General features: G+C 72.0%; 25 protein-coding genes and 1 pseudogene. 9 read left to right on the top strand and 17 right to left on the bottom strand.

Annotated elements, in window-relative coordinates; genetic code table 11:
• Positions 1-15: 15 nt before the first annotated feature.
• From mmsB to ACZ45Q_RS06815, 6 genes are all read right to left on the bottom strand, one after another.
• Positions 16-1,260, bottom strand: coding sequence for a multiple monosaccharide ABC transporter permease (gene mmsB, locus ACZ45Q_RS06840; protein WP_468255968.1), 1,245 nt, complete (start codon positions 1,258-1,260; stop codon positions 16-18).
• On the bottom strand, positions 1,257-2,807 hold the full coding sequence (gene mmsA, locus ACZ45Q_RS06835) for a multiple monosaccharide ABC transporter ATP-binding protein (RefSeq protein ID WP_468255965.1): 1,551 nt from the start codon (positions 2,805-2,807) through the stop codon (positions 1,257-1,259). Before mmsA ends, mmsB begins: the two co-directional genes overlap by 4 nt.
• A gap of 32 nt (positions 2,808-2,839) precedes the next feature.
• Positions 2,840-3,952, bottom strand: coding sequence for a multiple monosaccharide ABC transporter substrate-binding protein (gene chvE, locus ACZ45Q_RS06830; protein WP_468255963.1), 1,113 nt, complete (start codon positions 3,950-3,952; stop codon positions 2,840-2,842).
• Between the two features lie 96 nt (positions 3,953-4,048).
• Positions 4,049-5,020 carry a hypothetical protein gene (locus ACZ45Q_RS06825; protein WP_468255960.1) on the bottom strand — a complete coding sequence of 324 codons (972 nt, stop codon included), beginning with the start codon at positions 5,018-5,020 and terminating at the stop codon, positions 4,049-4,051.
• Positions 5,021-5,142: 122 nt separating this feature from the next.
• Positions 5,143-6,156 carry a zinc-dependent alcohol dehydrogenase gene (locus ACZ45Q_RS06820; RefSeq protein ID WP_468255957.1) on the bottom strand — a complete coding sequence of 338 codons (1,014 nt, stop codon included), beginning with the start codon at positions 6,154-6,156 and terminating at the stop codon, positions 5,143-5,145.
• On the bottom strand, positions 6,153-7,313 hold the full coding sequence (locus ACZ45Q_RS06815; protein ID WP_468255954.1) for a mandelate racemase/muconate lactonizing enzyme family protein: 1,161 nt from the start codon (positions 7,311-7,313) through the stop codon (positions 6,153-6,155). The genes ACZ45Q_RS06820 and ACZ45Q_RS06815 overlap by 4 nt, the downstream gene beginning before the upstream one ends.
• A gap of 225 nt (positions 7,314-7,538) precedes the next feature.
• Here ACZ45Q_RS06815 and ACZ45Q_RS06810 point away from each other — a divergent pair, with 225 nt between their 5' ends.
• Positions 7,539-8,369 carry an SCO2400 family protein gene (locus tag ACZ45Q_RS06810; RefSeq protein ID WP_468255950.1) on the top strand — a complete coding sequence of 277 codons (831 nt, stop codon included), beginning with the start codon at positions 7,539-7,541 and terminating at the stop codon, positions 8,367-8,369.
• A gap of 49 nt (positions 8,370-8,418) precedes the next feature.
• Positions 8,419-8,619, top strand: a pseudogene (locus tag ACZ45Q_RS06805) (transposase); the annotation flags it as partial.
• 83 nt (positions 8,620-8,702) lie between these two features.
• Here the strand turns inward: ACZ45Q_RS06805 and ACZ45Q_RS06800 are convergent.
• Positions 8,703-9,668, bottom strand: a complete 966-nt coding sequence (locus tag ACZ45Q_RS06800) for an NAD(P)-dependent alcohol dehydrogenase (RefSeq protein WP_468255947.1) — start codon at positions 9,666-9,668, stop codon at positions 8,703-8,705.
• A 101-nt stretch (positions 9,669-9,769) separates the two neighbouring features.
• On the opposite strand from ACZ45Q_RS06800, the gene ACZ45Q_RS06795 reads away from it, so the two are divergent.
• On the top strand, positions 9,770-10,450 hold the full coding sequence (locus ACZ45Q_RS06795; protein WP_468255945.1) for a TetR/AcrR family transcriptional regulator: 681 nt from the start codon (positions 9,770-9,772) through the stop codon (positions 10,448-10,450).
• 64 nt (positions 10,451-10,514) lie between these two features.
• Here the strand turns inward: ACZ45Q_RS06795 and ACZ45Q_RS06790 are convergent, their stop codons facing one another.
• Positions 10,515-10,988 (bottom strand): MarR family winged helix-turn-helix transcriptional regulator, encoded by a 474-nt coding sequence (locus ACZ45Q_RS06790; RefSeq protein WP_468255942.1) that lies wholly within the window; start codon positions 10,986-10,988, stop codon positions 10,515-10,517.
• A gap of 95 nt (positions 10,989-11,083) precedes the next feature.
• On the opposite strand from ACZ45Q_RS06790, the gene ACZ45Q_RS06785 reads away from it, so the two are divergent.
• The 3 genes from ACZ45Q_RS06785 to ACZ45Q_RS06775 all read left to right on the top strand — a co-directional run bounded on the left by ACZ45Q_RS06785 (position 11,084) and on the right by ACZ45Q_RS06775 (position 13,587).
• Positions 11,084-12,106 carry an NADP-dependent oxidoreductase gene (locus ACZ45Q_RS06785; RefSeq protein WP_468255939.1) on the top strand — a complete coding sequence of 341 codons (1,023 nt, stop codon included), beginning with the start codon at positions 11,084-11,086 and terminating at the stop codon, positions 12,104-12,106.
• A 137-nt stretch (positions 12,107-12,243) separates the two neighbouring features.
• Complete coding sequence (locus tag ACZ45Q_RS06780) at positions 12,244-12,663, top strand: organic hydroperoxide resistance protein (RefSeq protein ID WP_468255936.1); 420 nt, start codon at positions 12,244-12,246, stop codon at positions 12,661-12,663.
• Between the two features lie 114 nt (positions 12,664-12,777).
• The gene (locus ACZ45Q_RS06775) at positions 12,778-13,587 is read left to right on the top strand and encodes an EI24 domain-containing protein (protein ID WP_468255934.1); all 810 of its coding nucleotides are present in this window, start codon (positions 12,778-12,780) and stop codon (positions 13,585-13,587) included.
• Between the two features lie 33 nt (positions 13,588-13,620).
• On the opposite strand, the gene ACZ45Q_RS06770 is transcribed toward ACZ45Q_RS06775, so the two are convergent.
• The gene (locus ACZ45Q_RS06770) at positions 13,621-14,898 is read right to left on the bottom strand and encodes a pyroglutamyl-peptidase I (protein ID WP_468256473.1); all 1,278 of its coding nucleotides are present in this window, start codon (positions 14,896-14,898) and stop codon (positions 13,621-13,623) included.
• Between the two features lie 112 nt (positions 14,899-15,010).
• Positions 15,011-15,586 (bottom strand): TetR/AcrR family transcriptional regulator, encoded by a 576-nt coding sequence (locus ACZ45Q_RS06765; protein WP_468255931.1) that lies wholly within the window; start codon positions 15,584-15,586, stop codon positions 15,011-15,013.
• A 102-nt stretch (positions 15,587-15,688) separates the two neighbouring features.
• Between ACZ45Q_RS06765 and ACZ45Q_RS06760 the strand changes: the two genes are divergently transcribed.
• A complete protein-coding gene (locus tag ACZ45Q_RS06760) occupies positions 15,689-18,133 on the top strand; it encodes a beta-glucosidase H (protein ID WP_468255928.1) in 2,445 nt (814 codons plus the stop codon).
• Between the two features lie 69 nt (positions 18,134-18,202).
• Here ACZ45Q_RS06760 and ACZ45Q_RS06755 read toward each other — a convergent pair whose 3' ends face one another.
• A complete protein-coding gene (locus tag ACZ45Q_RS06755; protein ID WP_468255926.1) occupies positions 18,203-19,093 on the bottom strand; it encodes an SGNH/GDSL hydrolase family protein in 891 nt (296 codons plus the stop codon).
• Between the two features lie 286 nt (positions 19,094-19,379).
• On the opposite strand from ACZ45Q_RS06755, the gene ACZ45Q_RS06750 reads away from it, so the two are divergent.
• Positions 19,380-19,874: a DUF3145 domain-containing protein gene (locus ACZ45Q_RS06750; protein ID WP_468255923.1), complete on the top strand. Its 495-nt coding sequence runs from the start codon at positions 19,380-19,382 to the stop codon at positions 19,872-19,874.
• A gap of 149 nt (positions 19,875-20,023) precedes the next feature.
• Here the strand turns inward: ACZ45Q_RS06750 and fabF are convergent, their stop codons facing one another.
• The 5 genes from fabF to fasR all read right to left on the bottom strand — a co-directional run bounded on the left by fabF (position 20,024) and on the right by fasR (position 25,023).
• Positions 20,024-21,295: a beta-ketoacyl-ACP synthase II gene (gene fabF / locus ACZ45Q_RS06745; RefSeq protein ID WP_468255921.1), complete on the bottom strand. Its 1,272-nt coding sequence runs from the start codon at positions 21,293-21,295 to the stop codon at positions 20,024-20,026.
• Between the two features lie 105 nt (positions 21,296-21,400).
• Positions 21,401-21,649 carry an acyl carrier protein gene (locus ACZ45Q_RS06740; protein WP_468255918.1) on the bottom strand — a complete coding sequence of 83 codons (249 nt, stop codon included), beginning with the start codon at positions 21,647-21,649 and terminating at the stop codon, positions 21,401-21,403.
• Positions 21,650-21,752: 103 nt separating this feature from the next.
• Positions 21,753-22,784: a beta-ketoacyl-ACP synthase 3 gene (locus tag ACZ45Q_RS06735; RefSeq protein WP_468255916.1), complete on the bottom strand. Its 1,032-nt coding sequence runs from the start codon at positions 22,782-22,784 to the stop codon at positions 21,753-21,755.
• A 14-nt stretch (positions 22,785-22,798) separates the two neighbouring features.
• The gene (locus tag ACZ45Q_RS06730; RefSeq protein WP_468255914.1) at positions 22,799-23,728 is read right to left on the bottom strand and encodes an ACP S-malonyltransferase; all 930 of its coding nucleotides are present in this window, start codon (positions 23,726-23,728) and stop codon (positions 22,799-22,801) included.
• An 89-nt stretch (positions 23,729-23,817) separates the two neighbouring features.
• A complete protein-coding gene (gene fasR / locus ACZ45Q_RS06725) occupies positions 23,818-25,023 on the bottom strand; it encodes a fatty acid biosynthesis transcriptional regulator FasR (RefSeq protein ID WP_468255911.1) in 1,206 nt (401 codons plus the stop codon).
• 62 nt (positions 25,024-25,085) lie between these two features.
• Between fasR and ACZ45Q_RS06720 the strand changes: the two genes are divergently transcribed.
• Positions 25,086-25,739 carry a pirin family protein gene (locus tag ACZ45Q_RS06720; RefSeq protein ID WP_468256471.1) on the top strand — a complete coding sequence of 218 codons (654 nt, stop codon included), beginning with the start codon at positions 25,086-25,088 and terminating at the stop codon, positions 25,737-25,739.
• On the opposite strand, the gene ACZ45Q_RS06715 is transcribed toward ACZ45Q_RS06720, so the two are convergent.
• Positions 25,736-26,554, bottom strand: coding sequence for a serine hydrolase domain-containing protein (locus ACZ45Q_RS06715; RefSeq protein WP_468255908.1), 819 nt, complete (start codon positions 26,552-26,554; stop codon positions 25,736-25,738). The two genes, ACZ45Q_RS06720 and ACZ45Q_RS06715, sit on opposite strands and share 4 nt — an antisense overlap.
• Positions 26,555-26,623 lie beyond the last annotated feature (69 nt).

The following is a 26,623-nucleotide window of genomic DNA, read 5'->3' as shown; positions in this document are numbered from 1 at the left end:
CGGGGCCCAGGTCCGTTACGAACCGACCCTGCGCTTGTTCCACACGTCGAACCCGACCGCCGCCAGCAGCACCAGGCCCTTGATGACCTGCTGCCAGTCGGTGCCGATGCCGACGAGGTTCATGCCGTTGTTGAGCACGCCCAGGACCAGGCCGCCGATGATGGCGCCGAGGACCGTGCCGACGCCGCCGCTCATCGACGCGCCGCCGATGAAGGCGGCCGCGATGGCCTCCAGCTCGAAGTTGAGGCCGGCCTTGGGCGAGGCGGCGTTGAAGCGGGCGGCGAAGACCAGACCCGCCAGGGCCGCCAGCATGCCCATGTTCAGGAAGACCAGGAAGGTGACCTTCTTGTCCTTCACGCCCGACAGCTTGGCCGCGGGCAGGTTGCCGCCGATGGCGTAGATGTGACGCCCGATCACCGCGTTGCGCATCACGTAGCCGAAGCCGACGACCAGCGCGGCGAGGATCAGCAGCACGATCGGCGTGCCCTTGTAGCTGGCGAGCAGCAGCGTGGCGGCCAGGATCGCGGAGACCAGCGCGACCAGCTTGAGCAGGAACAGCTTGGCGGGCGGCACGTCGAGGGAGAACTCCTGCTGCCGGCGGCGGTCGCGGACCTCCTGGAAGACGACGAACGCGATCAGCGCGAAGCCCAGCAACAGGGTGAGGTTGTGGTAGTTCGTCTCCGGACCGACCTCGGGCAGGAAGCCGTTGGCGACCTTCTGCAGCCCCCTCGGGAACGGGCCGAGCGTCTGGCCCTCCAGGAAGATCTCGGTCAGGCCGCGGAAGAGCAGCATGCCCGCCAGGGTCACGATGAACGACGGTATCCCGCCGTAGGCGATGAAGAACCCTTGTACCGCGCCCGCCAGTGCGCCCACCGCCAGGCACAGCACCACGGCGAGCGGCCAGGGTATGTCGTTCCTGACCATGAACACCGCGGCCATGGACCCGACGAACGCCGTCAGCGAGCCCACCGACAGGTCGATGTGGCCGGAGATGATGACCAGCATCATCCCGATCGCCAGGATCAGGATGTAGCTGTTCTGGAGCACCAGGTTGGAGACGTTGCGCGGCAGCAGCAGGTCGCCGTCGGTCCACACGGCGAACAGCGCCACGATCAGGCCGAGGGCGATCAGCATGCCGTACTGCCGCATGTTGCGGCGCATGCCGTCCAGCAGCAGCCGGAGCAGGCCGTCGCCGGTGCCCGCCCCTGACTTGCCGGGCGGCGCGGGGGCCGGTGTCCTGGCGGTCACGTCCGTGCTCATCGGGTTACCTCTTTGTCCTTCGTCATCTGACGCATCAGCGCTTCCTGGGAGGCCTCGGCCCGGGAGAACTCGCCGGTCAGCCGCCCCGCGGCCATCGTGTAGATGCGGTCGCACATGCCGAGCAGCTCGGGCAGCTCGGAGGAGATGAAGACGACCGCCTTGCCCTCGGCGGCCAGTCGGTCGATGACCGTGTAGATCTCGTACTTGGCGCCGACGTCGATGCCGCGGGTCGGCTCGTCGAGGATCAGCACGTCCGGACCCGCGAAGATCCACTTGCTGAGGACGACCTTCTGCTGGTTGCCGCCGGACAGCTTGCCCACCGGTTCGAAGACGGTCGGCGCCTTGATGTTCATGGACGTGCGGAAGTCCTCGGCGACCTGCCGCTCCTCGTGCTCGTCCACCACGCCCCGCCTGGCGACCTTGCCCAGTGCGCTGAGCGAGATGTTGCGGTTGATGGTGTCGATGAGGTTCAGGCCGTAGTGCTTGCGGTCCTCGGTGACGTAGGCGATGCCGTGCTTCACCGCCTCCGGGACGGTCTTCGTACGGATCTCCCGGCCGTCCTTGAGGACCGTGCCGCCCGCGTACCGGCCGTAGGTGCGGCCGAAGACGCTCATCGCGAGTTCCGTGCGGCCGGCGCCCATCAGCCCGGCGATGCCGACGATCTCCCCGCGCCGCACCGACAGCGACACGTCGTCGACGACCTTGCGCTGCTGGTCGATGGGGTGGTGCACGGTCCAGTCGCGGATCTCCAGGGCGGGGGCCGCGCCCTCCTCCGGCTGGTGCGGGGTGCGCTCCGGGAAGCGGTGCTCCAGGTCACGGCCGACCATCCCGCTGATGATCCGGTCCTCGGTGGTCTCCGGCGCCTTGACGTCCAGCGTCTCGATGGTGCGGCCGTCGCGCAGGATCGTCACCGAGTCGGCGACCTTGCGGATCTCGTTCAGCTTGTGGGAGATGATGATCGAGGTGATGCCCTGCTTCTTCAGCTCCAGGATCAGGTCCAGGAGCTTGCCGCTGTCCTCGTCGTTGAGCGCCGCCGTCGGCTCGTCGAGGATGAGCAGCTTCACCTTCTTCGACAGCGCCTTGGCGATCTCCACCAGCTGCTGCTTGCCGACGCCGATGTCGGCGACGCGGGTGTCGGGGTGGTCGGTGAGACCGACCCGCCGCAGCAGTTCGGTCGCGTGCTTGAGGGTCTCGGTCCAGCTGATGATGCCGCGCCGGGCGTGCTCGTTGCCGAGGAAGATGTTCTCCGCGATGGAGAGGTAGGGCACCAGGGCCAGTTCCTGGTGGATGATCACGATGCCGTGCTGCTCACTGGCCCGGATGTCCCTGAAGGCGCACACCTCTCCCTCGAAGAGGATCTCGCCCTCGTAGCTGCCGTGCGGATGGACGCCGGAGAGCACCTTCATCAGGGTGGACTTGCCGGCGCCGTTCTCCCCGCAGATGGCGTGGACCTCGCCCTGCCGGACGGTCAGGGAGACGTCCGACAGCGCCTTGACGCCGGGAAAGGTCTTGACGATCGAGCGCATCTCCAGGACGGGTCCCGCCATGGTCGTGCCTTCCAATCACTAGGGTCCGGCGGTCAGTTGAGGTCGCTTTCCTTGATGTAGCCGGAGTCCACGACGACCTTCTGGTAGTTGGACTTGTCGACCGCCACCGGCTCCAGCAGGTACGCGGGCACGACCTTCGCGCCGTTGTCGTAGGTCTTGGTGTCGTTGACCTCGGGCTTCTTGTCGTTGAGCAGGGCGTCGACCATGTTGGAGGCCACCTTGGCGAGTTCGCGGGTGTCCTTGTACACGGTCATCGACTGCTGGTCGGCGATGATCGACTTGACCGACGCGACCTCGGCGTCCTGGCCGGTGACGACCGGCAGCGGCTTGTCCTTGGTGCCGTAGCCGTCGGACTTCAGCGAGGACAGGATGCCGATGGAGATGCCGTCGTACGGCGAGAGCACCGCGTCGACCCGGTCGCTGCGGTAGGCGGAGGTCAGGATGTCGTCCATGCGCTTCTGCGCGGTGCCGCCGTCCCAGCGCAGCGTGGTGACCTGGTTCAGCTCGGTCTGGCCGGACTTGACGACCAGCTGCTTCTTGTCGATGTAGGGCTGCAGGACGTTCATGGCGCCCTGGAAGAAGTAGCGGGTGTTGTTGTCGTCGTTGGAGCCGGCGAACAGCTCGATGTTGAACGGGCCCTTCTCGCCGCCGTCCTTCAGGCCGAGCTTCTCGACGATGTAGGTGCCCTGGAGCTCGCCGACCTTCTCGTTGTCGAACGAGGCGTAGTAGTCGACGTTCTCGGTGCCGAGGATCAGCCGGTCGTAGGAGATCACCGGGATGTCGGCGTCCTTGGCCTGCTGGAGGACGTTGTTCAGCGACTTGTTGTCGATGGCCGCGACGATCAGCGCCCGCACGCCCTGCGTGATCAGGTTCTCGATCTGCGAGACCTGCTGGTCGGGGTCGTCCTCCCCGAAGACCAGCTTGGTCTTGTAGCCCTTGGACTCCAGGTCCTTCTTGACGTTGTCGCCGTCGGCGATCCAGCGCTCGGAGGACTTGGTCGGCATCGCGATGCCGATGGTGGCGCCTTCGGCGCCGCCCTTGTCCTCCTCGCTGCCGCCCTCGCTGTTCTGACCGCAGGCGGTCAGGGTCAGGGCGAGGGAGGTCGCGGCGGCCAGGGCGGCGAGTGCGGCTCTGCGGTGGGGCATGGTCATCATCCTTGATGTGTGCCTGATGGGACCGAGACGAGGTGTGTGGGATTGTGCGCGGTCGTGTCGTCTTTTGAGAAGGGAGTTTCCGGAACGTTATGACGAGATCTCGAACCGGTGGAGCGTGCCGGGCAGCCGGGATCCGAGCGGCGCCATGTCCGCGTCCGCGCCGTGCCGGGCGAGCAGATCCAGGGCGAGCCGTCCGCGGCGCACCCGCTCCTTGGCGCCGGCCAGGGCCACTTCCCGCAGGTGGTGGCCGTACGGATAGATCCCGGGCGCCTTGGCGAGGCCGAACTTCAGATACAGCGGGGCCCCGCGCCGGATCAGCTCGGCCACCTCGTACATCCGCACATAGCCGCCCAGGTCGTCCGGCGCCTCGATGTACATGTCCATCGGGGCGGCCGAAACCCGTCGGATCTCGGTCAGGTGATCCAGCGTCAGATCGCTGGGCACGTTGACCGAGTCCGCGCCGAGCCGCTCGTAGACCGCGAACGACGCCGGGTTGACCGGGCCGATCAGCGCCGACACCTTCAGCGTGGTGTCGGCCGGGAGCAGGCCGGCCGCCCGCGCCCGGTGCAGGGTCCACAGCACTCCCTCGTCGGCGACCAGCAGACACGTGACGCCCAGTTCGGTGGCGCGTACGGCGTCCTCCACGCACCCGGCGACCGCGTCGTGGCCGCGCGCCCGCAGGCCCGCGCCGCCGGAGTCGGTCCGGGTCGAGCCGCCGATGTCCCAGGTGCCGCGCGGCCCAGTGAACAGGCACAGCTCGATGTCCCGTGCGGCACAGGCGTCGACCATCTCGGTGATCTCGGCGTCGGTCAGCATCCACACACCGCTGCCCTGGCTGATCCGGTGGATCGGCACGTCCAGCCGCGAGGCCTCCTTCAGGACGACCGCCAGCGCCTCCGGGCCCTCGCACGAGGGGATCTCGGTGCGCCAGCGTCCGCCGCCGGGGAAGGAGTGCGGCGAGGCGTCGGCGGGGTCGGGGTCGGGGGCGCCCAGGCCGAGGCTGGTGAGCAGCCGCTCACCGGGCCTGCGGGCAGCGGCCGTGGCGGAGGGGTCGGTCACAGGCTGTCCTTAGTGTTCGATATGCCGGACAAGGTTCGCGGCACAGGGTGTGAAGGGCTTGGAGGTACGCCGGTACGGAGGCCGTCAGGTCGCCCCCGTACCGGCGTACGGCTCGGGGGCGGCTACCGGTGCCCGGGGCGCAGCAGCACCTTGCCGACCTTCGGATCGCCGGAGCCGACCAGCTCGATGGCGTGCGCGAAATCGTCCAGCGGCAGTTCGTGGGTGACCAGCGGCTGCGGATCGAGCAGTCCGGCCGCGAACATCCGCACCGTGTGCGCCCAGGCGTCCGGCGGTGCCCCGAAGACGGTGTGCACCTCAAGCTGGCGCACCACCAGATCGGTCGGGTCCAGGCCGTCGGCGCCCGGTGCCGGGATCCCGGTCAGCACCAGCCGCCCGCCGCGCCGGAGCAGGGCGGCGGCGGTGCGGGCCGCGTCGGCGGACCCGGCCGTCTCGACGACGACGTCGAAGTCGCCGGGCAGCGGCCGGTCCTTGGTGCGGAAGCCGGTGGCCCCGTACCGCCGGGACAGCGCCTCGCGGTCGTCGCGCGTGCCGACGACCAGCAGCTCGGCCGGGGACCCGGCCGCCAGGAACTGCACGGCGAACATCCCGAGGGTGCCGGTGCCGACGACCGCGACCCGCTCACCCGGGCGGGCGTTCGCCTTCAGCGCGGCGGCGGCGATGCAGGCGGCCGGCTCCAGCAGGGCGGCGGCCGTCAGGTCGGCGGCGTCCGGCAGCACGTGCAGCAGCCGCGCCGGGAGCGTCAGGGTCGGGGCCATGGCGCCCGGCTCGGTGAACCCGGTCTCCGCGTACCCGGCGGTGCACAGCGTCGTCTCGCCCGCGTGACAGCGGTCGCAGACCTGGCAGTTGCGGAAGCCCTCCCCGACGACCTTGCGGCCGACGAGCGAGGCGGGCACCCCGGTGCCGGCCGCCTCCACCGTTCCGGACCACTCGTGGCCCGGGGTGAGCGGGTAGCGCACGTACCCCTCGGGCCGGTTGCCCTGGTACACCTCGCGGTCGCTGCCGCAGATGCCGGCGGCGTGCACCCGGACCAGGGCCTCGCCGGGACCGGGGTCGCGCGGCTCGTGCGCGGCCAGCCGGTGCGAGCCCGGCGCCTCGATGACGACCGCGGCGCTCACCGCTGCGTGCCCTTCGGCTTGCGCTGCTCCCACCCCTCGGCCCACAGGTCGAACCGGGCCTGCTGCTGCGGGAACTCGGCCGCCGCGTCCGTGTCCAGCTCGACGCCGAGGCCGGGGGCGTCGGAGAGGTGGAAGTACCCGTCGACCACCTGGGGAGCACCCTTGACGACCTTCTTGATCTCCGCGTCGGCGAAGTCGTTGAAGTGCTCCAGGATCTTGAAGTTCGGGGAGGTGAAGCCGACCTGGAGCGAGGCGGCGGTGAGCACGGACCCGCCGACGTTGTGCGGGGCGACGAGCATGTAGTGCGTCTCGGCGGTGGCGGCCAGCTTGCGGGTCTCCCAGATGCCGCCGAGGTGGCCGACGTCCGGCTGGATGATGTCCACCGACTGGTCCTCGAACAGCTCCCGGAACTCGATCCGGTCGTGGATGCGCTCACCCGTGGCCACCGGCAGGTCCACCTTCTCGGCGACCTTCTTCAGCGCCCGGAGGTTCTCCGGCGGCACCGGCTCCTCCAGCCACGCCGGCTTGAACGGTGCCATCTCCTTGGCGAGCCGGACGGCGGTCGCGGGGGAGAAGCGGCCGTGCATCTCCAGCATCAGCTCGGCGTCGGGACCGATGGCGTCCCGTACGGCCTCGATCAGCGAGACGGCGTACAGGGTCTGCTCGTGGTCGAGTTCGAAGTGCCCGGTGCCGAACGGGTCGATCTTCAGCGCCCGGTACCCGCGCTCCATGACGCCCTGCGCGGCCTTGTGGTACGCCTCCGGGGTCCGCTCGGTGGTGTACCAGCCGTTGGCGTACGCCTTCACCTTGTCGGTGACCTTGCCGCCCAGCAGCTGCCAGACGGGGACGCCGAGGGCCTTGCCCTTGATGTCCCAGCAGGCCATCTCGACGACGGCGATGCCGGACATCACGATCTCGCCCGCGCGCCCGTAGTCGCCGTACTTCATCCGCCGCACCAGGTCCTCGACAGCGAACGGGTCCGAGCCGAGAATGTGGTTGGCCTCCGCCTCCTTCAAGTAGCCCAGGAGAGCGTCGGTGTGCCCGAGCATCCGGGTCTCCCCGACTCCCGTGATCCCCTCGTCGGTGTGCACCTGAACGTACGTCAGGTTGCGCCACGGCGTCCCGACCACGTGCGTGCTGATTCCGGTGATGCGCACGGCAGTTGCCCTTCGCTCTGTTCGATATTTCGGCACTCGTTCGAAATGCTGGCGTGACAGTAAAGACGGCGTGGCGGGGGTGTCAATGGGGTGGACACATAACGGTTTCGGGAGTTTCGGCCTCGCGGGTCCGGCCGGGGCCGGCCGGACCCGGAGGGTTTCCCACACAACCTTCACAGGGGAGTCTGGTGGCGTCACCCGCGCGGAATCTACCCTTCCCGCGTCATGGACTACTGCCACCCGTGCCGACGGCACCTCAACGGCGCCCTCGCCTGCCCGGGGTGCGGCCTCCCAGCCGACCAGCTCCACCACATCGGGGAGGACGGCCGGGAGCCCGACCCCGGACCCGACGTCCACACCGCAGCCTTCCCCGGCGGCACCGGCCCCAGCGACGCCGGCTCCAGTGACGCCGGCCTCGGTGACGCCGGCCCCAGCGACGCCGGCCGGAGTGGCACCGGCCGGGAAGGCGCCGGGCGCAGTGACGCCGGCCGGAGCGGCAACGGCAGGAGCCGTAACGGCCGGAGCGGGGCCGGGGCGAGCCGTCGCGACCGCAAGGCCGCGGCCCACCGCCGGCGCAGGCGCCGTACCCTCCTGATCACGGCCGGCTTCGTGCTCGCGGCCGGCGGCCTGAGCCTGGCCGAACTCGGCATGGACGCACCGGCCGACCCGACCCAGCCCGCCGCCGCAGGCAACGCCTCGCCGGACGGAGGGTCGTCACCGGAGGCCGGCCAGGACCCGGCCGCACCGGGGGGCGGAACCACCCGCACCGGGACACCGACGGCGTCACCGTCCCCGGGTGACACGTCGGCCTCTCCGTCGGCGTCGGCGTCGGCGTCGGAGTCCCCGGAGGAGAAGGAGTCGGAGACCGCCCCCGCGGAGGGCACGACCAGCCCTCCGGCCGCCGACCCGACCTCCGGCCCCCCGCCCACCCGCCCCCCGACCGCGCCGCCACCGGCCGACCCCACGCCGGAGCCCGCCGACCCGACGACGGAGTCCCCACCCCCGGAGCCCACCCCCACGGAAACCTGCGAGCGCTTCCTGTGGTGGTGCACCTGACCCGCCCCGAGGGCCGTGCCCCCTACGGACGCCTAACACCCGCCCGCCCCTGCGGGCGCGCCCGCCGGAGGGTGCCAGGACGGGGCGGCCACCCGCCTGGCCTCGGCGGTGGCTGATCGACGGCATACGGTTTCGTGTCCGGACGGGAGTTCCATGGCGGGACGTCCCCCTCAGACACGGACCATGGAACCGCGTCTACGACCTGTTCCGCCGATGGCAGCGGAACGGCACCTGGCACCGGACACTCACCGTGCCCCTCAGCACGGTGCCGGGGCACGCACCGTCCTCGTCGCTGCCATCGAGGAGTGGCTGTGATCAGCATTTCCAGACGCCCTACGCGACCCTGACCACGTACTTGCCCTGGACGCCGCCCGCCTCCAGCGCCCGGTGTGCCGCTGCTGTCTCCTCCAGGGGGAAGACCGTGTCCACCGCAGGGCTCAGCTTGCCCTCGACCACATGGCGGGCGAGGTCGTCGAAGTCCGCCCGCGTGGGGTTGCCGCTGAAGAAGCGCACCCGGCCGTGCCCGTGGACCGTGCTGGCCGCGAGGTAGCCGAGCGACGCCGCGGGCCGTTTCAGGTCGAAGGCGATGGTGACCATGCGCCCGCCCGGATTCAGTAGGCGCCGGAAGGCCCGCAGGTCGGTCCCCGCGGTGTCCAGGACCACGTCGAAGCGACCCAGCTCCGCCGGCAGCACGGTCCGGTGGTCGACGGCCTTGTGCGCGCCGAGCCCGCGGACGAAGTCGAGGTTGGCTGCACGGGCCAGGGCCGTGACCTCGGCGCCGTACGCCCGTCCGAGCTGGACGGCGGCGTTGCCGACACCGCCCGCCGCGCCCCGGACGAGGAGTCGTTCGCCGGGGCGCAGCCCGGCTTTGTCCCGCAGCGCGGTGATGGCTGTGGTGGCCACCGGCAGTGCGGCGGCGTCCACCAGGTCAAGGCCATCGGGGAGCCGGCCGACCCGCTCGGCGGGAACGGTCACGTACTCGGCGGCGCTGCCGAACGCGGCGGTGCGTCCCAAGACCCCCCATACGCGGTCGCCGGCCGCGAACCGTGCGTCCCCGGCACCCAGTGCGGCGACCTCGCCGGTGAAATCCAAGCCGACGCGCTTGGGGAATTTCCGGCCGCTCAGCAGGCGGAGACGGCCGGCACGGGCTGCCAGTTCGCCGCCGTTGACGCTGAACGCGCGCACCTTCACAAGGATCTCGCCGGGGCCTGGCTCGGGGAGTGGCACGCGGCCCGTGTAGAGCACATCGGGGCTGCCATAGCGGTCGTAGAGCACTGCCTTCATCATGCGGTCTGTCATCGTTCTGCCTTTGGCGCCGGGGCCCGTACAGGGATCTGGCATCGACCGTAAGCTCTTAAACGGACGCAATCGTCCGCTTGGACCGGAAGTGAGAGACAGTGATGACGGAATCCTCTCGTATCACGGCCCGGGACGAGCTACGGGCGGACGCCCGGCGCAACCGGGAGCGCCTCCTCGTCGCCGCCCGTGCGGTCTTTGCGGAGCACGGAATCGACGCCCCGATGGCGACCGTGGCCCGACGGGCCGGGGTCGGCGTGGCGACGCTGTACCGGCATTTCCCGACCCGCGACGCCCTGGTGAGAGGCGCGTTCGCGCAGCAGATGGAGACCTGCGCGCGGGCGCTCACCGAGGCTCTGGCCGCCCCTGACCCGTGGCAAGGCTTTCAGCAGCTGGTCGAGACGGTCTGCGCTCTGCAACGGGAGGAACGCGGGTTCCCGGCCGCGTTCGTCGCGGCCTTCCCGGAAAGCACGTCGGAACACGCGCGGTCCCGGCAACGAGCCGAGCGGGACTTCACGATCCTGGTACGCAGGGCCCAGGCGTCGGGCGCGCTGCGGGCTGATTTTCACCCTTCCGACCTCGCCGTGGTCCTGTTGGCACACTGCGGTCTGGTGACCGCCCTGCCGGCTGACGGTGCAGCGTCCCGGCGCCTGGTGGCCTATCTGCTCCAGTCGTTCCGCACCGACGCGGCCAACTCACCGTTGCCCCCGCCGGCTGCACTGACACTGGGCAGCCTCCCGATCGCAGCTGACGGTCCCGAGGGGCGGCAGTCCTCAAGAGCCTGAAACAACCGGTACCTGCCGCAGGGTGCATACGGTCCGACAACTCCACTTTCGCAACAGGCAGGCCCTAGACGCCCCGGCCCTCCCCCTCGCCTCCGGCCACCCCCAGCATCCGCCGCAGCAGCCCCCGCAGGGCCTCCCGCTCCGCCCCCGACAACCCGGCCAGCGGCTCACGGGCGAAACGCAGTGACTCCCGCAGCTCACGGGCCATCCGCCGCCCGTCCTCCGTCGCCGCCGCCACCTTCACCCGCCGGTCGCCGGGGTCGAGCCGCCGCTCGACCAGCCCCCGCGCCTCCAGCCGGTCCACGATCCCCGTGACGTTCGACGGCTCACACTTCAGCTTGTTCGCCAGCTTCCGCATCGGCAGCGGCTCCAGCGACAGCAGACTCAGCAGCTTCGCCTGCGCCCCGGTCAGCGCCTTCTCCGCGGCAGCCTCCTCGTAATCCGCGGAGAAGCGGGCCACGACCTCGCCGATGAGCTCGACGACTTCCAGGGTCAGCGCGTCCGGACGGCCGGGCCGGGAGTGTGGTGAGGGAGCCATGGCTCCAGGGTACCGATGTTTGACAACCTGAAATGTTCGGGAGCATCGTTGTTTCAGGTACTGAAGTACTTGTCGACTCGCTGAAAGGCGCCGCCATGACCGACTCCCCCTCCCTCCCCGCCGTCAACCGCGAATGGCACCTGCTCAGCCGCCCGGTCGGCTGGCCCGAGCCGGAGAACTTCGCCCTGGTCGAGGCCCCGATGCCGGTGCCGGGCGAGGGGCAGGTGCTGGTCCGCAACCGGTACGTCTCCGTCGACCCGTACATGCGGGGCCGGATGAGCGACGCCAAGTCCTACGTCGCCCCCTTCGAGCTGGGCAAGGTCATGCAGGGCGGCGCCGTCGGCGAGGTCGTCGCCTCCCGCGCCGAGGGCATCGCCGTCGGCGACCACGTCCTGCACTTCTTCGGCTGGCGCGAGTACGCCGCCGTGGACGCGAAGAACGCCGTCAAGGTCGACCCCGAGGCCGCGCCGCTGTCGACGTACCTCGGTGTCCTCGGCATGACCGGCCTCACCGCCTACGCCGGCCTGCTGCGCACCGCCGCCTTCAAGGAGGGCGACGCGGTGTTCGTCTCCGGTGCCGCGGGCGCCGTCGGCAGCCAGGTCGGGCAGATCGCCAGGCTCAAGGGCGCCTCCCGGGTCATCGGCTCGGCCGGTTCCGACGAGAAGGTCAAGCTGCTGGTCGAGGAGTACGGCTTCGACGCCGCGTTCAACTACAAGAACGGCCCCGTCGGCCGCCAGCTGCGCGAGGCCGCCCCGGACGGCATCGACGTCTACTTCGACAACGTCGGCGGCGATCACCTGGAGGCCGCGATCGGCTCCCTCAACCGGGACGGCCGCATCGCGGTCTGCGGGATGATCTCGGTGTACAACAACACCGAGCCCGCCCCCGGCCCGCGCAACCTCGCCCGCCTCATCCAGACCCGCGGCCGCATCGAGGGCTTCCTCGTCGGCGACCACTACGACCTCCAGCCGCAGTTCGTGCAGGAGGTCGGCCCGTGGGTGCGGGACGGCTCGCTGAAGTACCGCGAGACCGTCGTCGAGGGCATCGAGAACAACCTGGACGCCTTCCTGGGCGTCCTGCGCGGCGACAACATCGGCAAGATGATCGTCAAGCTCTGAACCGGCATCCGGCGCCCGGCCCCCGGCGACCCGGCCGGCCAGGGGTTCACCGATTTTCCGGTATGCGGTAGCTTCTTTCCGAAATCCGTCGCGATCGTGGGCGCGAGTCGCGGCGGACCGAGGAGGAAGACAACCGCATGCCCATTCAGCAGTCCGAGGTCCTGTACACCGCCGTCGCCACCGCCGAGAACGGCCGTGACGGCCGGGTCGCCACCGACGACGGCAAGCTCGACGTCGTCGTGAACCCGCCCAAGGAGATGGGCGGCAGCGGCGAGGGCACCAACCCCGAGCAGCTGTTCGCCGCCGGCTACAGCGCCTGCTTCCAGGGCGCCCTCGGCGTCGTCGCCCGCCAGGAGAACGTCGACGTGACCGGCTCGACCGTCACCGCGAAGGTCGGGATCGGCAAGAACGACGACGGCTTCGGGATCATCGTCGAGATCGCGGCCGAGATCCCGACGGTGGACGCCGCCACCGCCCGCTCGCTGGTCGAGAAGGCCCACCAGGTCTGCCCGTACTCCAAGGCGACCCGTGGCAACATCACCGTGACGCTGGCCTGACGCGGTCCGCCGCGCGCGACGGGAAGGCCGCACCCTCGAACAGGGGGTGCGGCCTTCCCGTCGTTCCCCCGCGGCCGGCGACGGCGACGCCGCACGGCCCGATAGAGTGCGGGCATGCGCGATCTTGGGGCGGGATTCGGCCATCTCCTGAAGGGCCAGCGCTGGGTGGCCCGGCACGGCAAGAGCTACGGTCTCGGGCTCGTCCCCGGCCTGATCACCCTGGTCCTGTACGCGGCGGCGCTGATCGCGCTGTCGCTGTGGGGCTCGGACGCCGTCGCCTGGGCGACCCCGTTCGCCGACGACTGGTCGAGCCCCTGGCCGGGGCTGTTCCGCGGCTTTCTGACCGCCGTCCTGTTCGCCCTGGCGCTGCTGCTGGCCGTCCTCACCTTCACGGCGGTCACGCTCCTGGTCGGCCAGCCCTTCTACGAGAACCTCTCCGAGCGGGTCGACCGGGACGTCTCCCCGGACGGCACCGCCCCCGGGTCGGACCTGCCGCTCCTGCGCGAGCTGTGGATCTCCGGCCGCGACAGCCTGCGCATCCTGGTCCGCGCCGCACTGTGGGGCGTGCTGCTCTTCGCGTGCGGATTCATCCCGGTCGTCGGGCAGACGGCCGTACCGGTGGCCGGTTTCTTCGTGACCGGATTCTTCCTCACCGAGGAGCTGACCTCCGTCGCCCTCCAGCGCCGCGGTGTCCAGCTGCGGGACCGCCTCGCTCTGCTGCGCTCCCGCAAGACGCTGGTCTGGGGCTTCGGCACCCCGCTGGGCCTGGCCTTCCTGGTGCCGTTCGTCGCGGTGTTCCTGATGCCGGGCGCGGTGGCCGGCGCGACGCTGCTCGCCCGCGAACTGCTGGGCGAGGAGACCCGCGACGGCGAGGAGACCCGGGGCGGCGAGGAGGCCCCCGAGGGCGAGCAGGTCACCGGCTGACCGGGGGCCTCGCCGTCCAGTCCGCGAGCCCTGTCAGCCCCCCGTCCGCTCCGCCGTACCGGCACCCGCCCGCTCCGCCGTACCGGCACCCGTCCCGGCCCCGACCGCGACGGCCACGATCGCCCGTGTCTGCGCGACGATGTCCAGCCGGTTGCGGACGAACTCCGGGTCGGTGACCTCGGTGGTGTTGCCGGCGCCGAACCGGAGCACCGGCGTGTGCACATGGCCGCCCGGCAGCCGCCCCCGCAGCCCCAGCCGGTCGCGCAGCAGCGTCGCCCGGTAGGCGATCTCGTTGGACAGGTAGTCCCCGCCGCCGCCCGCCCGTGCCGTCGACCCGGGCGTGGGCCCGTCCGGCCGTACGACGGGCTCGGTGCCTCCCGCCGGTATCTCGGTCACGGACGTGTTGTCGAGGACGGGGAACCGACCGGTGTCCGCCGCCACGATGCGGGCGTACGGCAGGGTCGTCGTCGTCCACTGCGGTTGCGAGGCGGGGTCGGCGACCGGGATCGTCCCCGTCCGGCCGATGGTGTCGTTGTCCGGGAACCCGCCCCGCCAGGCCCCGTTGGTCCGCTCGATGTCGAACCGGCCCACGCGTCCCTGGCTCACGGTCGCGAACAGGTCCACCTCGGGCAGCCGGGGCCCGAGCGCCCGCTCCACCGCCCCGGCGGTGAAGTCCGCCCACCGCACCGGGAACACGGCCGCCTCCACCCGGGCCGGGCCCTCGGCCGTCTCGATCACCGTGCCGTCCAGGGCGAGCGCGACGGCACCGGACGGGTTGGAGATGCGGATGTCGCGGTCGAGGGTGAACGGGTCGAAGCCGGTGACCAGGACCCGCTTGAGCCCCTTGCCGCGCGGATAGCGGATGGCGGTCTGCCCCCGGGAGGTCCGCTCCAACTCGCCGAGGAGCGCCTGCCGCTGCCCGTCGGACAGGGCGAAGCCCGGCTGCCAGGCGCGCAGTTCCCGGGTCAGCGCCAGCCGCGCCCAGTACAGCGGCCGGTCGTCGTCCCGGCTGAGGTCCCCGCCCGCCGGGCCGCGTCCCCGCACCCGGTCCACGGCCCGCCGCCACAGGGCCTCGCCCTCGCGGACGACCATGCGGCGGGCGTCCGCGTAGGAGCCCGCGCGGCCCAGCTTCCGGACGAACGCCGGTGCCACCGCGTCGAATCCGGACCGCCGCAGGATCTCCCGCGGCACCTCCTTCTCCAGCCGCCGCTCCTCCACGGTGGGGGAGGACACCGGGCCGGGCGAGGGCGCCGCCGTCGCCGGCGTCGCGAGCCCCGCCACCAGGGCCAGTCCGAGTGCGCCGACGCGCATACGCAGGGGATTCAAGGGAGTTCGGGTCCTTCCGTCGCCGTGGGGTGCGTCCGCTGGACGGGCGCAGTATCGCGTGACGGAAGTGATGTGCGCTACGGGGCGGCCGGGCCGTTCAGTCCTCGCCGAGCAGGGTCAGGAGGTCGCGGAAGGCGGCCGGCATGTCCACCGACTCCGGGTCCAGCAGCCACTGGTACTGCAACCCGTCGAGGACCGCCACGATCAGCGGGGCCGCCCGCTCGGGGGTCAGTCCGCCCGGCAGCCGGTCGCCGTACTCGGCGCGCAGCAGGTCCGCCATGGAGGCGCGCACCCGCTGGTAGCGCTCGGTGAAGTACTCCCGGGCCGGATGGCCCTCCGTGACGCTCTCGCCGAGCAGCGCGGAGAAGGTCTGGATGATGGCCGGCCGCATCGCGTTGTACTCGACCAGGGAGACCAGCAGGTCCAGCCGGAGCCGCTCGGCCGGCACCGCGTCCCAGCGGTCCCGCTCCTTGAGCACCGCCACCAGCAGGGCCTCCTTCGTCGGGAAGTGGTGCAGCAGCCCCTGCTGGGTGAGGCCGACCCGCTCGGCGACCGCGGCGAGGCTGGCTCCCCGGTAGCCGCGCTCGGCGATCACCTCCAGGGCGGCCTGCACGATCTCCGCGCGCCGTTCCCCGCTCCTGGCCCTGGTCGTCATGACGTCACCGTACGGCACCCCGGGCAGTGCTTCATAACGCTAGAGTAACGAAACCTACCGATCGCCAGGTTGCGGGGCAGGATGGCGGCAACCCGACGGCTTCGGCGAGGAGGTGCCGCGATGGCGCGGACACAGGCACAGGCGGATGCGGAGGCGGCCCGCGAGGCGGCCGTGGAGGCGGCACTCGGCAAGCTCGACCTGGACGCCAAGACCCGGTTGCTGGCCGGGCAGGACATGTGGTCTTTGCCCGCCCTGCCGGAGATCGGCCTGCGGTCCCTGGTGATGTCCGACGGCCCGATCGGCGTCCGGGGCGTGCGCTGGAGCGCCGACGACCCGTCCGTGGCGCTGCCCTCACCGACCGCGCTGGCCGCCTGCTGGGACCCCGGCCTGGCCCACCGGGCGGGCGTGCTGCTCGCCCAGGAGGCCCGCCGCAAGGGCGTCCACGTCCTGCTCGCCCCCACGGTCAACCTGCACCGCTCCCCGCTCGGCGGCCGGCACTTCGAGGCCTACAGCGAGGACCCGTACCTGACCGGCCGCATCGGCACCGGCTACGTCACCGGCGTCCAGTCCGGCGGCGTCGGCACCACCGTCAAGCACTTCGTGGCCAACGACGCCGAGACCGACCGCTTCACGGTGGACAACCGGGTCTCCGAGCGGGCCCTGCGCGAGCTGTACCTGGCGCCCTTCGAGGCGATCGTCGCGAGCGCCCGCCCCTGGGGCGTCATGACCGCCTACAACCAGGTCAACGGCACGACGATGACCGAGCACCACCACCTGGTCAACGAGGTCCTGCGCGGTGAGTGGGGCTTCGACGGCTGCAACGTCTCCGACTGGACGGCCGCCCGGTCGACCGTGGGCGCGATCGAAGGCGGGCTCGACATCGCCATGCCGGGCCCGGACACCGTGTACGGGGAGGCGCTCGCGCGGGCCGTACGGGACGGCGAGGTCGCCGAGGCCACCGTCGACGCCGCCGTCCGCAACGTCCTGCGGCTCGCCGCCCGCGTCGGCGTCCTCCAGGGCGCCGAACCGGTCGTCACCGAGCCGCCCGCCACCGTCGACGGCGAGGCCCTGGCCCGCGAGATCGCCCGCCGCTCCTTCGTCCTCCTGCGCAACGACGACCGTGCCCTGCCCCTGCGACCCGGTCGCACGGTGGCGCTGATCGGCGCCGCCGCCCGCGACGCCCGGATCCTCGGCGGCGGCTCCGCCACCGTCTTCCCGTCCCGTGTCGTCTCCCCGCTCGACGGCCTGACCGCCGCCCTGCCGGAGGGCACGCTGACCTACGCCCTGGGCGCCGACCCGAACACCGAACTCTCCGTCTTCGACCAGGGCTTCGAGCTGCGCGCCGTGTGCCGGGACGCCGACGGGACGGTGCTCGGCTCCGCCTCCGCACCGGGCGGCCAGATCAAGTGGATGGGTCCGGCCCTGCCCGACGGCGTCACCCACGACCGGCTGCACAGCGTGGAGCTGACCGGCACCTTCACCCCGCGCGAGAGCGGCACGCACACCTTCGGCGTCCAGGGCGTCGGCGCGTTCCGGCTCACCGTCGCCGGCACGTCGTACTTCGACGGCGTCCAGCGCCCCGCCGAGGGCGACCCCTTCACCACCTTCTTCGGTGCACCCGTGCCCCGGGCGGAGGTGGAACTCACCGCCGGCCGGCCGGTCGACGTCTCCCTCACTTACATCGTCGAACTCCCCGAGGGCATCGGCATGCGGGCGGTCATCTTCGCCCTCGCCCACCAGGACCCCCGGCGCGACCCCGACGAACTGATCGCCGAGGCCGTCGAGACCGCGCGGAACGCCGACACCGCCGTGGTGGTCGTCGCCACCACCGACCGCGTCGAGTCCGAGGGCTTCGACCGCACCGACCTCACCCTCCCCGGCCGCCAGGACGACCTGGTCCGGGCGGTCGCCGCCGCCAACCCGGACACGGTCGTGGTGGTCAACTCCGGCTCCCCGGTGGAGCTGCCCTGGCGCGAGGACGTCGCCGCCGTGCTGCTGAGCTGGTTCCCCGGCCAGGAGGGCGGAGCCGCCCTCGCGGACGTGCTGACCGGCACCCACGAGCCCGGCGGGCGGCTCCCCACCACCTGGGGTTCCCTCCAGGACGCCCCGGTCACCCGGGTCACCCCGGTCGACGGCGAACTGCCCTACGACGAGGACCTGTTCCTCGGCTACGCCGCCTGGGAGAAGGCCGGCCGCACCCCCGCCTACCCCTTCGGGCACGGCCTCGGCTACACCGACTGGGCCTACGAGCGGGCCGAGGCCGACGGCGCCACGGTCCGGGTCCGTCTGCGCAACACCGGCGACCGGCCCGGCCGCGAGGTCGTGCAGCTCTACCTCGCCCCGCCCGCACCCGACCCCGCCCGCCCCGCGCGCCGGCTGGCCGGTTTCGCGGCCGTCGAGGCGGGCCCCGGCGAGACGGCGGAGGCGACCGTCGAGATCCCGCGCCGCGCCTTCGAGGTCTGGGACGAGACGACCGGCTCGTGGACCCTTGTGAAGGGTTCGTACGAACTCCGGATCGGACGCTCGTTCGCGGACTGCCGGCTCACCACGACGGTTACCGTCTGAGGCGGGACGACCGTCCCCCGCGAGCAGCCCCGGTCCGGGACCTGACGGCCGGGCCGGGGCTCGGCGCCCTCACTCCCGCTCGGCCGTGACCGCGCGGTAGGCGATCTCCGCCAGCCGCGCCTGGCCGTCCACACTGGGATGGAACCAGTCCCACCGGCTCAACTGCGCCGCACCGAAGCGGTACTCGTGCACCGCCCCGCCGTCCGTGCGGCACCGGCGGTCCTCGGCGCAGACCTCGCGCAGCACCTCGTTGTAGTCCCGCACCCGCCGGTCGACCGTCTCCCGGCGCTCCACCGCGGCGGCGTCCACGGAGTCCGCGTCGCCCAGCATCGTCGGGCAGATGCCCAGCTTCCACACCTGCTTGCCCATCGCGCTGGTCCGCCCCTGCGACCACAGCCGCTTCAGATCGGGGATGCTCGCCACATACACCTGGGTCTTGGGCAGAGCCTTGCGCAGCGACCTCATCGCGCTCTCGAACTGGGCCCGGAAGTCGGCCACCGACGTCATCGCCGACGTCGACGCACGGCAGGCGTCGTTGGCTCCGACCAGCACCGTGACCAGCTCCGGCCGGTGCGCCGCCGCCCGGGTCAGCTGCCCGGCCAGATCGGCCATCCGGGCCCCGCTCACCGCGTGGTTCCAGCTCCGCTCCGCCGCGTCCGCCTTCCCCAGCAGCCGCACCGCCAGACTGTCGACCTCCGGGCGCGTGCCGGTCGCCCACGACACCTCGGGGCAGTCCGACAGCACCGCGCAGGCGTCGAAGCCGGTGGTGATGGAGTCGCCCACGGCGGCGACCGACTCCGGGCTGGTGTCCCACACCGGCGCGGGGGAGGGCCTGGCGCTCCGCTCGGCGGGGGCGGAGGCGTCACCGCCGACGGCGTCGCAGCCCGCGAGCCCCAGCACGGCCGCGCTCAGCACCGCGAGGACAGCCCGCCGACGGCGACCGCCCCTGGCCTGCTCCATGCCGCTACCGCCCCTCACTCGTCCGCCACGCGTCCGCGCCGGCCCCTCATGCTCCTCAACCCATGACACCGCGCCAGGGTTCCCCGAGGCCCCCGATGCGACGGCTCACACCCGTACAAGCGTCCTGCCGGGTGAAAGGCGGAGGTTTCCCGGCACCGGGACCGACGGTACGTCACACTCCTTGCGCCGCCGCACGGTAGCCTCGCCATCAGCACGGCCCGCCCGGCCGCGGCCGTTCCGCCCGTTCTGCCCCATCAGAGATGTCCCGCTCAGCCCGGAGGTTCCGGTGACGACACGTGGAGTTCTGTACGTGCACTCCGCTCCGCGCGCGCTCTGCCCGCACGTCGAGTGGGCCGTCGCCGGGGTGCTCGGCACGCGCGTGAGCCTCGACTGGATCCGGCAGCCCGCCGCGCCCGGCACCTGGCGCTCGGAGTTCTCCTGGCAGGGCGAGGCGGGCACCGCCTCCAAGCTCGCCTCCGCGCTGCGCGGCTGGCACCTGCTGCGCTTCGAGGTCACCGCCGAGCCCTGCGCCACCGCCGAGGGCGAGCGCTACAGCTGCACCCCCGACCTCGGCATCTTCCACGCCGTCACCGGCATCCACGGCGACATCCTCATCCCCGAGGACCGCCTGCGCGCCGCCCTGACCCGCGCCCAGCGCGAGGAGACGGACCTGGAACTGGAGATCGCCAGACTCCTGGGCAAGCCCTGGGACGACGAACTGGAACCCTTCCGCTACGCGGGCGAGGGCGCCCCGGTGAGATGGCTGCACCAGGTCGTTTAGCACGCCGGCAAGGGCAGTGCCGTCAGGGGCGCGGGGAACTGCGCGACCAGCCGCATTCGGCCCGCACCCGGAACATCACGGTCACCCGGACGGCGATGGCCCGGACCCACTCTCGGGGTCCGGGCCATCGCCGTTCAGGTCAGCCGGAGTCACACCGTCCGGAACGCCAGCACCACGTTGTGCCCACCGAACCCGAACGAGTCGTTCAGGGCGGCGATACGGCCCTCGACCGGCAGCTTCCGCGCCTCACCGCGCACGACGTCCGCGTTGGCCTCGGCCTCGGGGTCGAGGTTCTCGACGTTGATGGTCGGCGGCGCCACCCGGTGGTACAGCGCGAGCACGGTCGCGACCGACTCGACACCACCGGCACCGCCGAGCAGATGCCCGGTCATCGACTTCGTACCGGACACCGCGATGTGGTCGGCGTCGTCGCCGAACACCTTCCGCAGCGCCTTCAGCTCCGCGATGTCACCGGCCGGCGTCGACGTGGCGTGCGCGTTGACGTGCACGATCTCCGCCGGCTCCAGGTCGGTGCGGTCCAGCAGGTTCTGCAACGCGTGCGAGATGCCGCGCCCCTCCGGCTCCGGCTGCACGATGTCGTGGCTGTCGGCGGAGATGCCCTGGCCGACCGCCTCGGCGTACACCCGCGCGCCGCGGGCCGCGGCGTGCTCGGCGGACTCCAGGACGATCACACCGGCGCCCTCGCCGAGGACGAAACCGTCGCGGGCCACGTCGTAGGGACGGGACGCGCCCTGCGGGTCGTCGTTGTTCTTGGACATCGCCATCATGTTGCCGAACGCGGCGATGGGCAGCGGGTGGATCGCCGCCTCCGTACCGCCGGCGACGACGACGTCGGCGCGGCCGGTGCGGATCATCTCGATGGCGTAGCCGATGGCCTCGGCGCCGGACGCACAGGCGGAGACCGGCGTGTGCACGCCCGCGCGGGCACCCACGGCCAGCCCCACGTTGGCGGACGGGCTGTTCGGCATCAGCATCGGCACGGTGTGCGGGGAGACCCGGCGGACGCCCTTCTCCTTCAGCACGTCGTACTGGTCGAGCAGCGTCGTCACACCGCCGATGCCGGAGGCGATGACCGCGCCCAGCCGGTCGGGGTCGACCTCCGCGCCCTCACCGGCCTTCGCGGTGAAACCGGCGTCCTGCCACGCCTCCTGGGCCGCGATCAGCGCGAACTGCGCCGAGCGGTCCAGCCGGCGGGCCTGCGGCCGCGGGATGACCTCGGTGGGCTCCACGGCGATCTGCGCGGCGATGCGGACCGCCTGCTCGGCGGCCCAGTCCTGCTCCAGGGGGCCGACGCCGGAGCGCCCGGCGACCAGACCCTCCCAGGTCGATGCCGCGTCGCCACCCAACGGTGTGGTTGCGCCGATACCGGTGACGACCACGGTGCGATTGGTCGAGCTCACGGAAATCTTTCTCCAAGAAACGAGGATTCGTACGGCGCCACCGCCGGGTGGCGGGGCAGTGGGTCCGGGCCGGGCGGCCCGGACCACGCCCGAGTGATCGGTCGATCAGCTCTGGTGCTTGAGGATGTAGTCGGTCGCGTCGCCGACCGTCTTGAGGTTCTTGACGTCCTCGTCCGGGATCTTCACGTCGAAGCGCTCTTCGGCGGCGACGACGACCTCGACCATGGACAGCGAGTCGACGTCCAGGTCGTCGGTGAAGGACTTGTCCAGCTGGACGTCCTCGGTGGGGATCCCGGCGATCTCGTTCACGATCTCCGCGAGACCGGCGACGATCTCTTCCTGAGTGGCGGCCATGGTGGCGCTCCTTCGTAGATATTCAGAGGGTGTGGCGGCCCGCCGCGTCGGCGGCAGGTGTGTGCTTCTCCCGCACCGGACCACATGATCCGGCACGGAGTGCCTAGGGGAGGGTAACGACCGTCGCGGCGTAGACGAGACCCGCCCCGAAGCCGATGACGAGCGCGGTGTCGCCGCTCTTCGCCTCGCCGGTCGCCAGCAGCCGCTCCATCGCGAGCGGGATCGAGGCGGCCGAGGTGTTGCCGGTGGTGCGGATGTCACGGGCGACCGTGACGTGCTCCGGCAGCTTCAGCGTCTTCACCATCGAGTCGATGATCCGCACGTTGGCCTGGTGCGGAATGAAGACGTCCAGGTCGTCCGGGCTGATTCCGGCCGCGTCCAGCGCCTGCTGGGCGACCTTCGCCATCTCGAACACGGCCCAGCGGAAGACCGCCTGGCCCTCCTGCGTGATCGCAGGAAACTTCACGTTGCCCTCGCCGTCGAGGGGCAGCTGGGAGACGTCCCCGATGCGGAACTTGTCCCAGGGGACGGTCTGCTTGATCGTTTCGGCCTTGTCGCCCTCGGAGCCCCACACGGTCGGGCCGATCGCCGGTTCCTGGGACGGGCCGACGACGACCGCGCCCGCACCGTCGCCGAACAGGAAGGCGGTGGCCCGGTCCTCCAGGTCGGTCAGGTCGGACAGCCGCTCGACGCCGATGACCAGGACGTGCTCCGCCGAGCCCTCGACGATCATGCCCTTGGCCAGGGTGAGGCCGTAGCCGAAGCCGGCGCAGCCCGCGGAGATGTCGAAGGCGGCGGCCTTGTCGGTGCCCAGCTTGTCGGCGATCTCGGTGGCGACGGCCGGCGTCTGGCTGAAGTGCGACACGGTCGAGACGACCACCGCGCCGATCTGCTCGGCGCCGATCCCGGCGTCCGCGATCGCCTTGCCGGCCGCCTCCAGGGACATCGCCGCGACGGTCTCGTCCGGCGAGGCCCAGTGCCGGGTCTCGATGCCGGAGCGGGAGCGGATCCACTCGTCGGAGGAGTCGATCCGCTCGAGGATCACCTCGTTCGGCACCACACGGGTCGGGCGGTAGCCGCCGACGCCGAGGATGCGCGCGTACGGGGCGCCCTTGCTGGGCTTGATCTTCGGCATGCTCTCGGGCTCCTTCAGCCGTGCTCTGCGATCAGCTCGCGCGCGGCGTCGAGGTCGGCGGGGGACTTCAGGGCCAGCGTCTTCACGCCCGGCAGGGCGCGCTTGGCCAGCCCGGTGAGCGTGCCGCCCGGGCACACCTCGATCAGCGCGGTGACGCCCAGCTCCTTGAACGTCTCCATGCACAGGTCCCAGCGGACCGGGTTGGCGACCTGGCCGACCAGCCTGTCCAGCACCTCGGCGCCGGTGGCGACGGTCCGGCCGTCCTTGTTGGAGACGTAGGCGACCTTCGGGTCGGCGGGCGTCAGCTCCCCGGCGGCGGCGGCCAGCTTCTCCACCGCGGGCGCCATGTGGTGGGTGTGGAAGGCGCCGGCCACCTTCAGCGGCACGACCTTGCGCACGCCCTCGGGCTTGTCCTCGTTCAGCGCGGCGAGCTGCTCCATCGTGCCGGCCGCGACGATCTGGCCCGCGCCGTTCATGTTCGCCGGGGTCAGGCCGAGCTTCTCCAGGTGCGCGACGCTCACCTCGGGGTCGCCGCCGAGCAGCGCCGACATGCCGGTCTCGGCGGCGGCGGTGGCCTCGGCCATGGCCAGGCCCCGGGCCCGCACCAGCCGGACGGCCTCCTCGTCGGACAGCACCCCGGCGAGACCCGCGGCGGCCAGTTCGCCGACGCTGTGTCCGGCGACGGCGCCGACCTTGCGCGGCAGCTCTGCCGGGTCGTCGAAGAGCAGGTAGGCGGAGGCCAGCGAGGCGGCGACCAGCAGCGGCTGGGCGACCGCCGTGTCGCGGATCTCCTCCGCGTCCGCCTCGGTGCCGTAGCGGATCAGGTCGAGCCCTGCGGCCTCGGACCATGCCTCGAAGGCACCGCGGACACCGGGGAAGTCGAGCCAGTCAGTCAGGAAGCCGGGCGTCTGGGCGCCCTGGCCGGGAGCGACGAGTACGAGCACTCTCACACTCTCTCTTGGGGACGGCCACGGCCGCCCGTGGGGACAGGGACGAAGAACACGAGGGGGATTTGTGGGCCCCCGACAAAAGACTAGAGTTGCGGATCTCCATCGGCCAGACGCCCCAGGATCAGCGCGATTCGCAGGGTGAACGCAGACCGTACATCAGACGGCGACCATCCGGTGACGTCAGTCACACGTCGGAGCCGGTAGCGCACGGTGTTGGGGTGAACGAACAGCATCCGCGCGGCGCCCTCCAGGCTGCTGGCCTGTTCCAGATAGACGCTGAGCGTCTCCAGCAGCGCGGCCCCGGCCTCCTCCAGCGGTCTGTAGATCTCCTCCACCAACTGCTCGCGCGCACTCGGATCCCCGGCGATGGCGCGCTCCGGCAGCAGATCGTCCGCCAGCACCGGCCGCGGGGCGTCCTGCCAGGCCGAACACGCCTTGAGCCCGGCCGCCGCGGCCTGTGCCGACCGGGTCGCGGCCAGCAGATCCGGCACGACGGGCCCGGCCACCACCGGCCCCTGCGCGAACGGCCCGATCAACGACTTGGCGACGGCCAGCGGATTGTCGCTGCCGCCCGCGATGACGACCAGCCGGTCGCCGAGCACCCCGGTCAGCACCTGGAGCTTGGCGTGCCGGGCCGCCCGCCGGATGGCCTCCACGGTCAGTTCGGAGTCCCCGTCGGGCGCCGTGCCGAGCACCACGCACACGTGCTCCGGCGAGTTCCACCCCAGGGCGGCGGCCCGCGAGACGGCCCCCTCGTCGGCCTCGCCGCTGAGCACCGCGTTCACCACCAGCGACTCCAGACGCGCGTCCCAGGCACCGCGTGCCTCGGCGGCCTGGGCGTAGACCTGGGCGGTGGCGAAGGCGATCTCCCGGGCGTACACCAGCAGCGCCTCGCGCAGCACCGACTCGTCGCCGGGCGCCGCGACCTCGTCGATCGCGGACTCCATCACCTCGATGGTGGTGCGCACCATCTCCACGGTCTGCCGCAGCGTGATCGCCCGGGTCAGCTCGCGCGGGGCGGTGCCGAAGACGTCCGTGGAGATGGCCTGCGGGGCGTCGGGACGCCGGAACCACTCGGTGAAGGCGGCGATACCGGCCTGGGCGACGAGCCCGATCCAGGAACGGTTCTCCGGTGGCATGGCCCGGTACCACGGCAGCGTCTCGTCCATCCGCGCGATCGCCTGCGCGGCGAGCGAGCCGGACGACTTCTCGAGCCGCTTCAGCGTCGCCGAGTGCGGGTGGAGGTCGCGCGGGGCGGGCGGGTTCTTGCTGGATTCGGGTTCGGGCACGGGGACAAGACTGCCTTATCGGGACGGCACGGTGTTCCCCCGGGTCTACGGTGGACCTCGTGATGGACGTACGGCGCGCCGACGAGCGCTACCCAGGGGGCGACCCGGCGGCCGGGATCGAGTCGTGGCACGCCTTCTCCTTCGGACCCCACTACGACCCCGGCAACCTGCGCTTCGGCGCGCTCATCGCCTGCAACGAGGAGCGGCTCGCACCCGGCGCCGGCTTCGACGAGCACCCGCACAGCCACACCGAGATCGTCACGTGGGTGGCCGAGGGCGAGCTGACCCACCGGGACACCACCGGCCACGAGACGGTCGTCCGCGCCGGGGACGTCCAGCGCCTCAGCGCGGCGTCCGGCGTCCGCCACGTCGAACGCAACGACGGCGCGGCCCCGCTCACCTTCGTCCAGATGTGGCTGGCTCCGCGCGAGCCCGGCGGCGAGCCCGCCTACGAGACCGTCCACGGCATCGCCGACGCCACGCCGTACGCCGTCCCCGAGGCCGGCGCGATACTCCACGTACGCCGGCTGGCGGCGGGGGAGCGGACGGCGCTGCCGGACGCCGCGTACGTGTACGTGCACGTGGTGCGCGGCCGGGCCGCGCTGGACGGCACCGAGCTGGGCCCCGGGGACGCGGCACGGATCACCGGCGCCCGGGGGCTGGATGCGGTGGGGACGACGGGCACCGAGCTGCTCGTGTGGGAGATGGCCGGCTAGCGGGCCTCCGCCAGCACCGCGTCCGTGAACGCCGGCCAGGCCTCGATCGCCCACGGGCCGAAGGCGCGGTCGGTCAGGGCGACGCAGGACAGGCCGGCGTCGGGGTCGGTCCACAGGAACGTGCCGGACTGGCCGAAGTGCCCGAAGGTGCGCGGGGAGGAGGCGGAGCCCGTCCAGTGCGGGGACTTGCCGTCGCGGATCTCGAAGCCGAGGCCCCAGTCGTTGGGGTTCTGGTGGCCGTAGCCCGGCAGGACGCCCTTGGTGCCCGGGTACTGCACGGTCATCGCGGCGGCGACCGTCCGCGGGTCCAGCAGCCGCGGCGCCTGCACCTCGGCCGCGAACCGCAGCAGGTCCTGAACCGTCGAGACGCCGTCCTTGGCCGGGGAGCCCTCGAGCGAGGTGGCCGTCATGCCGAGCGGCTCCAGCACCGCCTGCCGCAGGTACTCGGCGAACGGGATGTCCGTGGCCTTGGCGATGTGGTCGCCGAGCTGCTCGAAACCGGCGTTGGAGTACAGGCGGCGGTCACCGGGCGGGGCGGTCGCCCTGTGCTCGTCGAAGGCGAGCCCGGAGGTGTGGGCGAGCAGATGCCGGACCGTCGACCCGGCCGGCCCGGCGGGCTCGTCCAGCTCGACGGCGCCCTCCTCGTAGGCGACCAGCGCCGCGTAGGCCGCGAGCGGCTTGGTGACCGAGGCCAGCGGGAAGCGCTGCCCGACGGGGCCGTGGGTTCCCAGGACCGTGCCGTCGGCCCGTACGACACCCGCGGCGGCGGTGGGGACCGGCCAGTTCTCGATCGACGCGAGGCTCTTCAAGGACATGCCTGCGAGCCTAAGCGCCGCCCCGGGGCGGCCGCATGGAGGGGTCGGGCTCGCGGGCGGGGCGCGCCG

Source organism: Streptomyces sp. NPDC031049, assembly GCF_055571015.1.
This window is presented reverse-complemented; position numbering and strand designations above follow the sequence as displayed.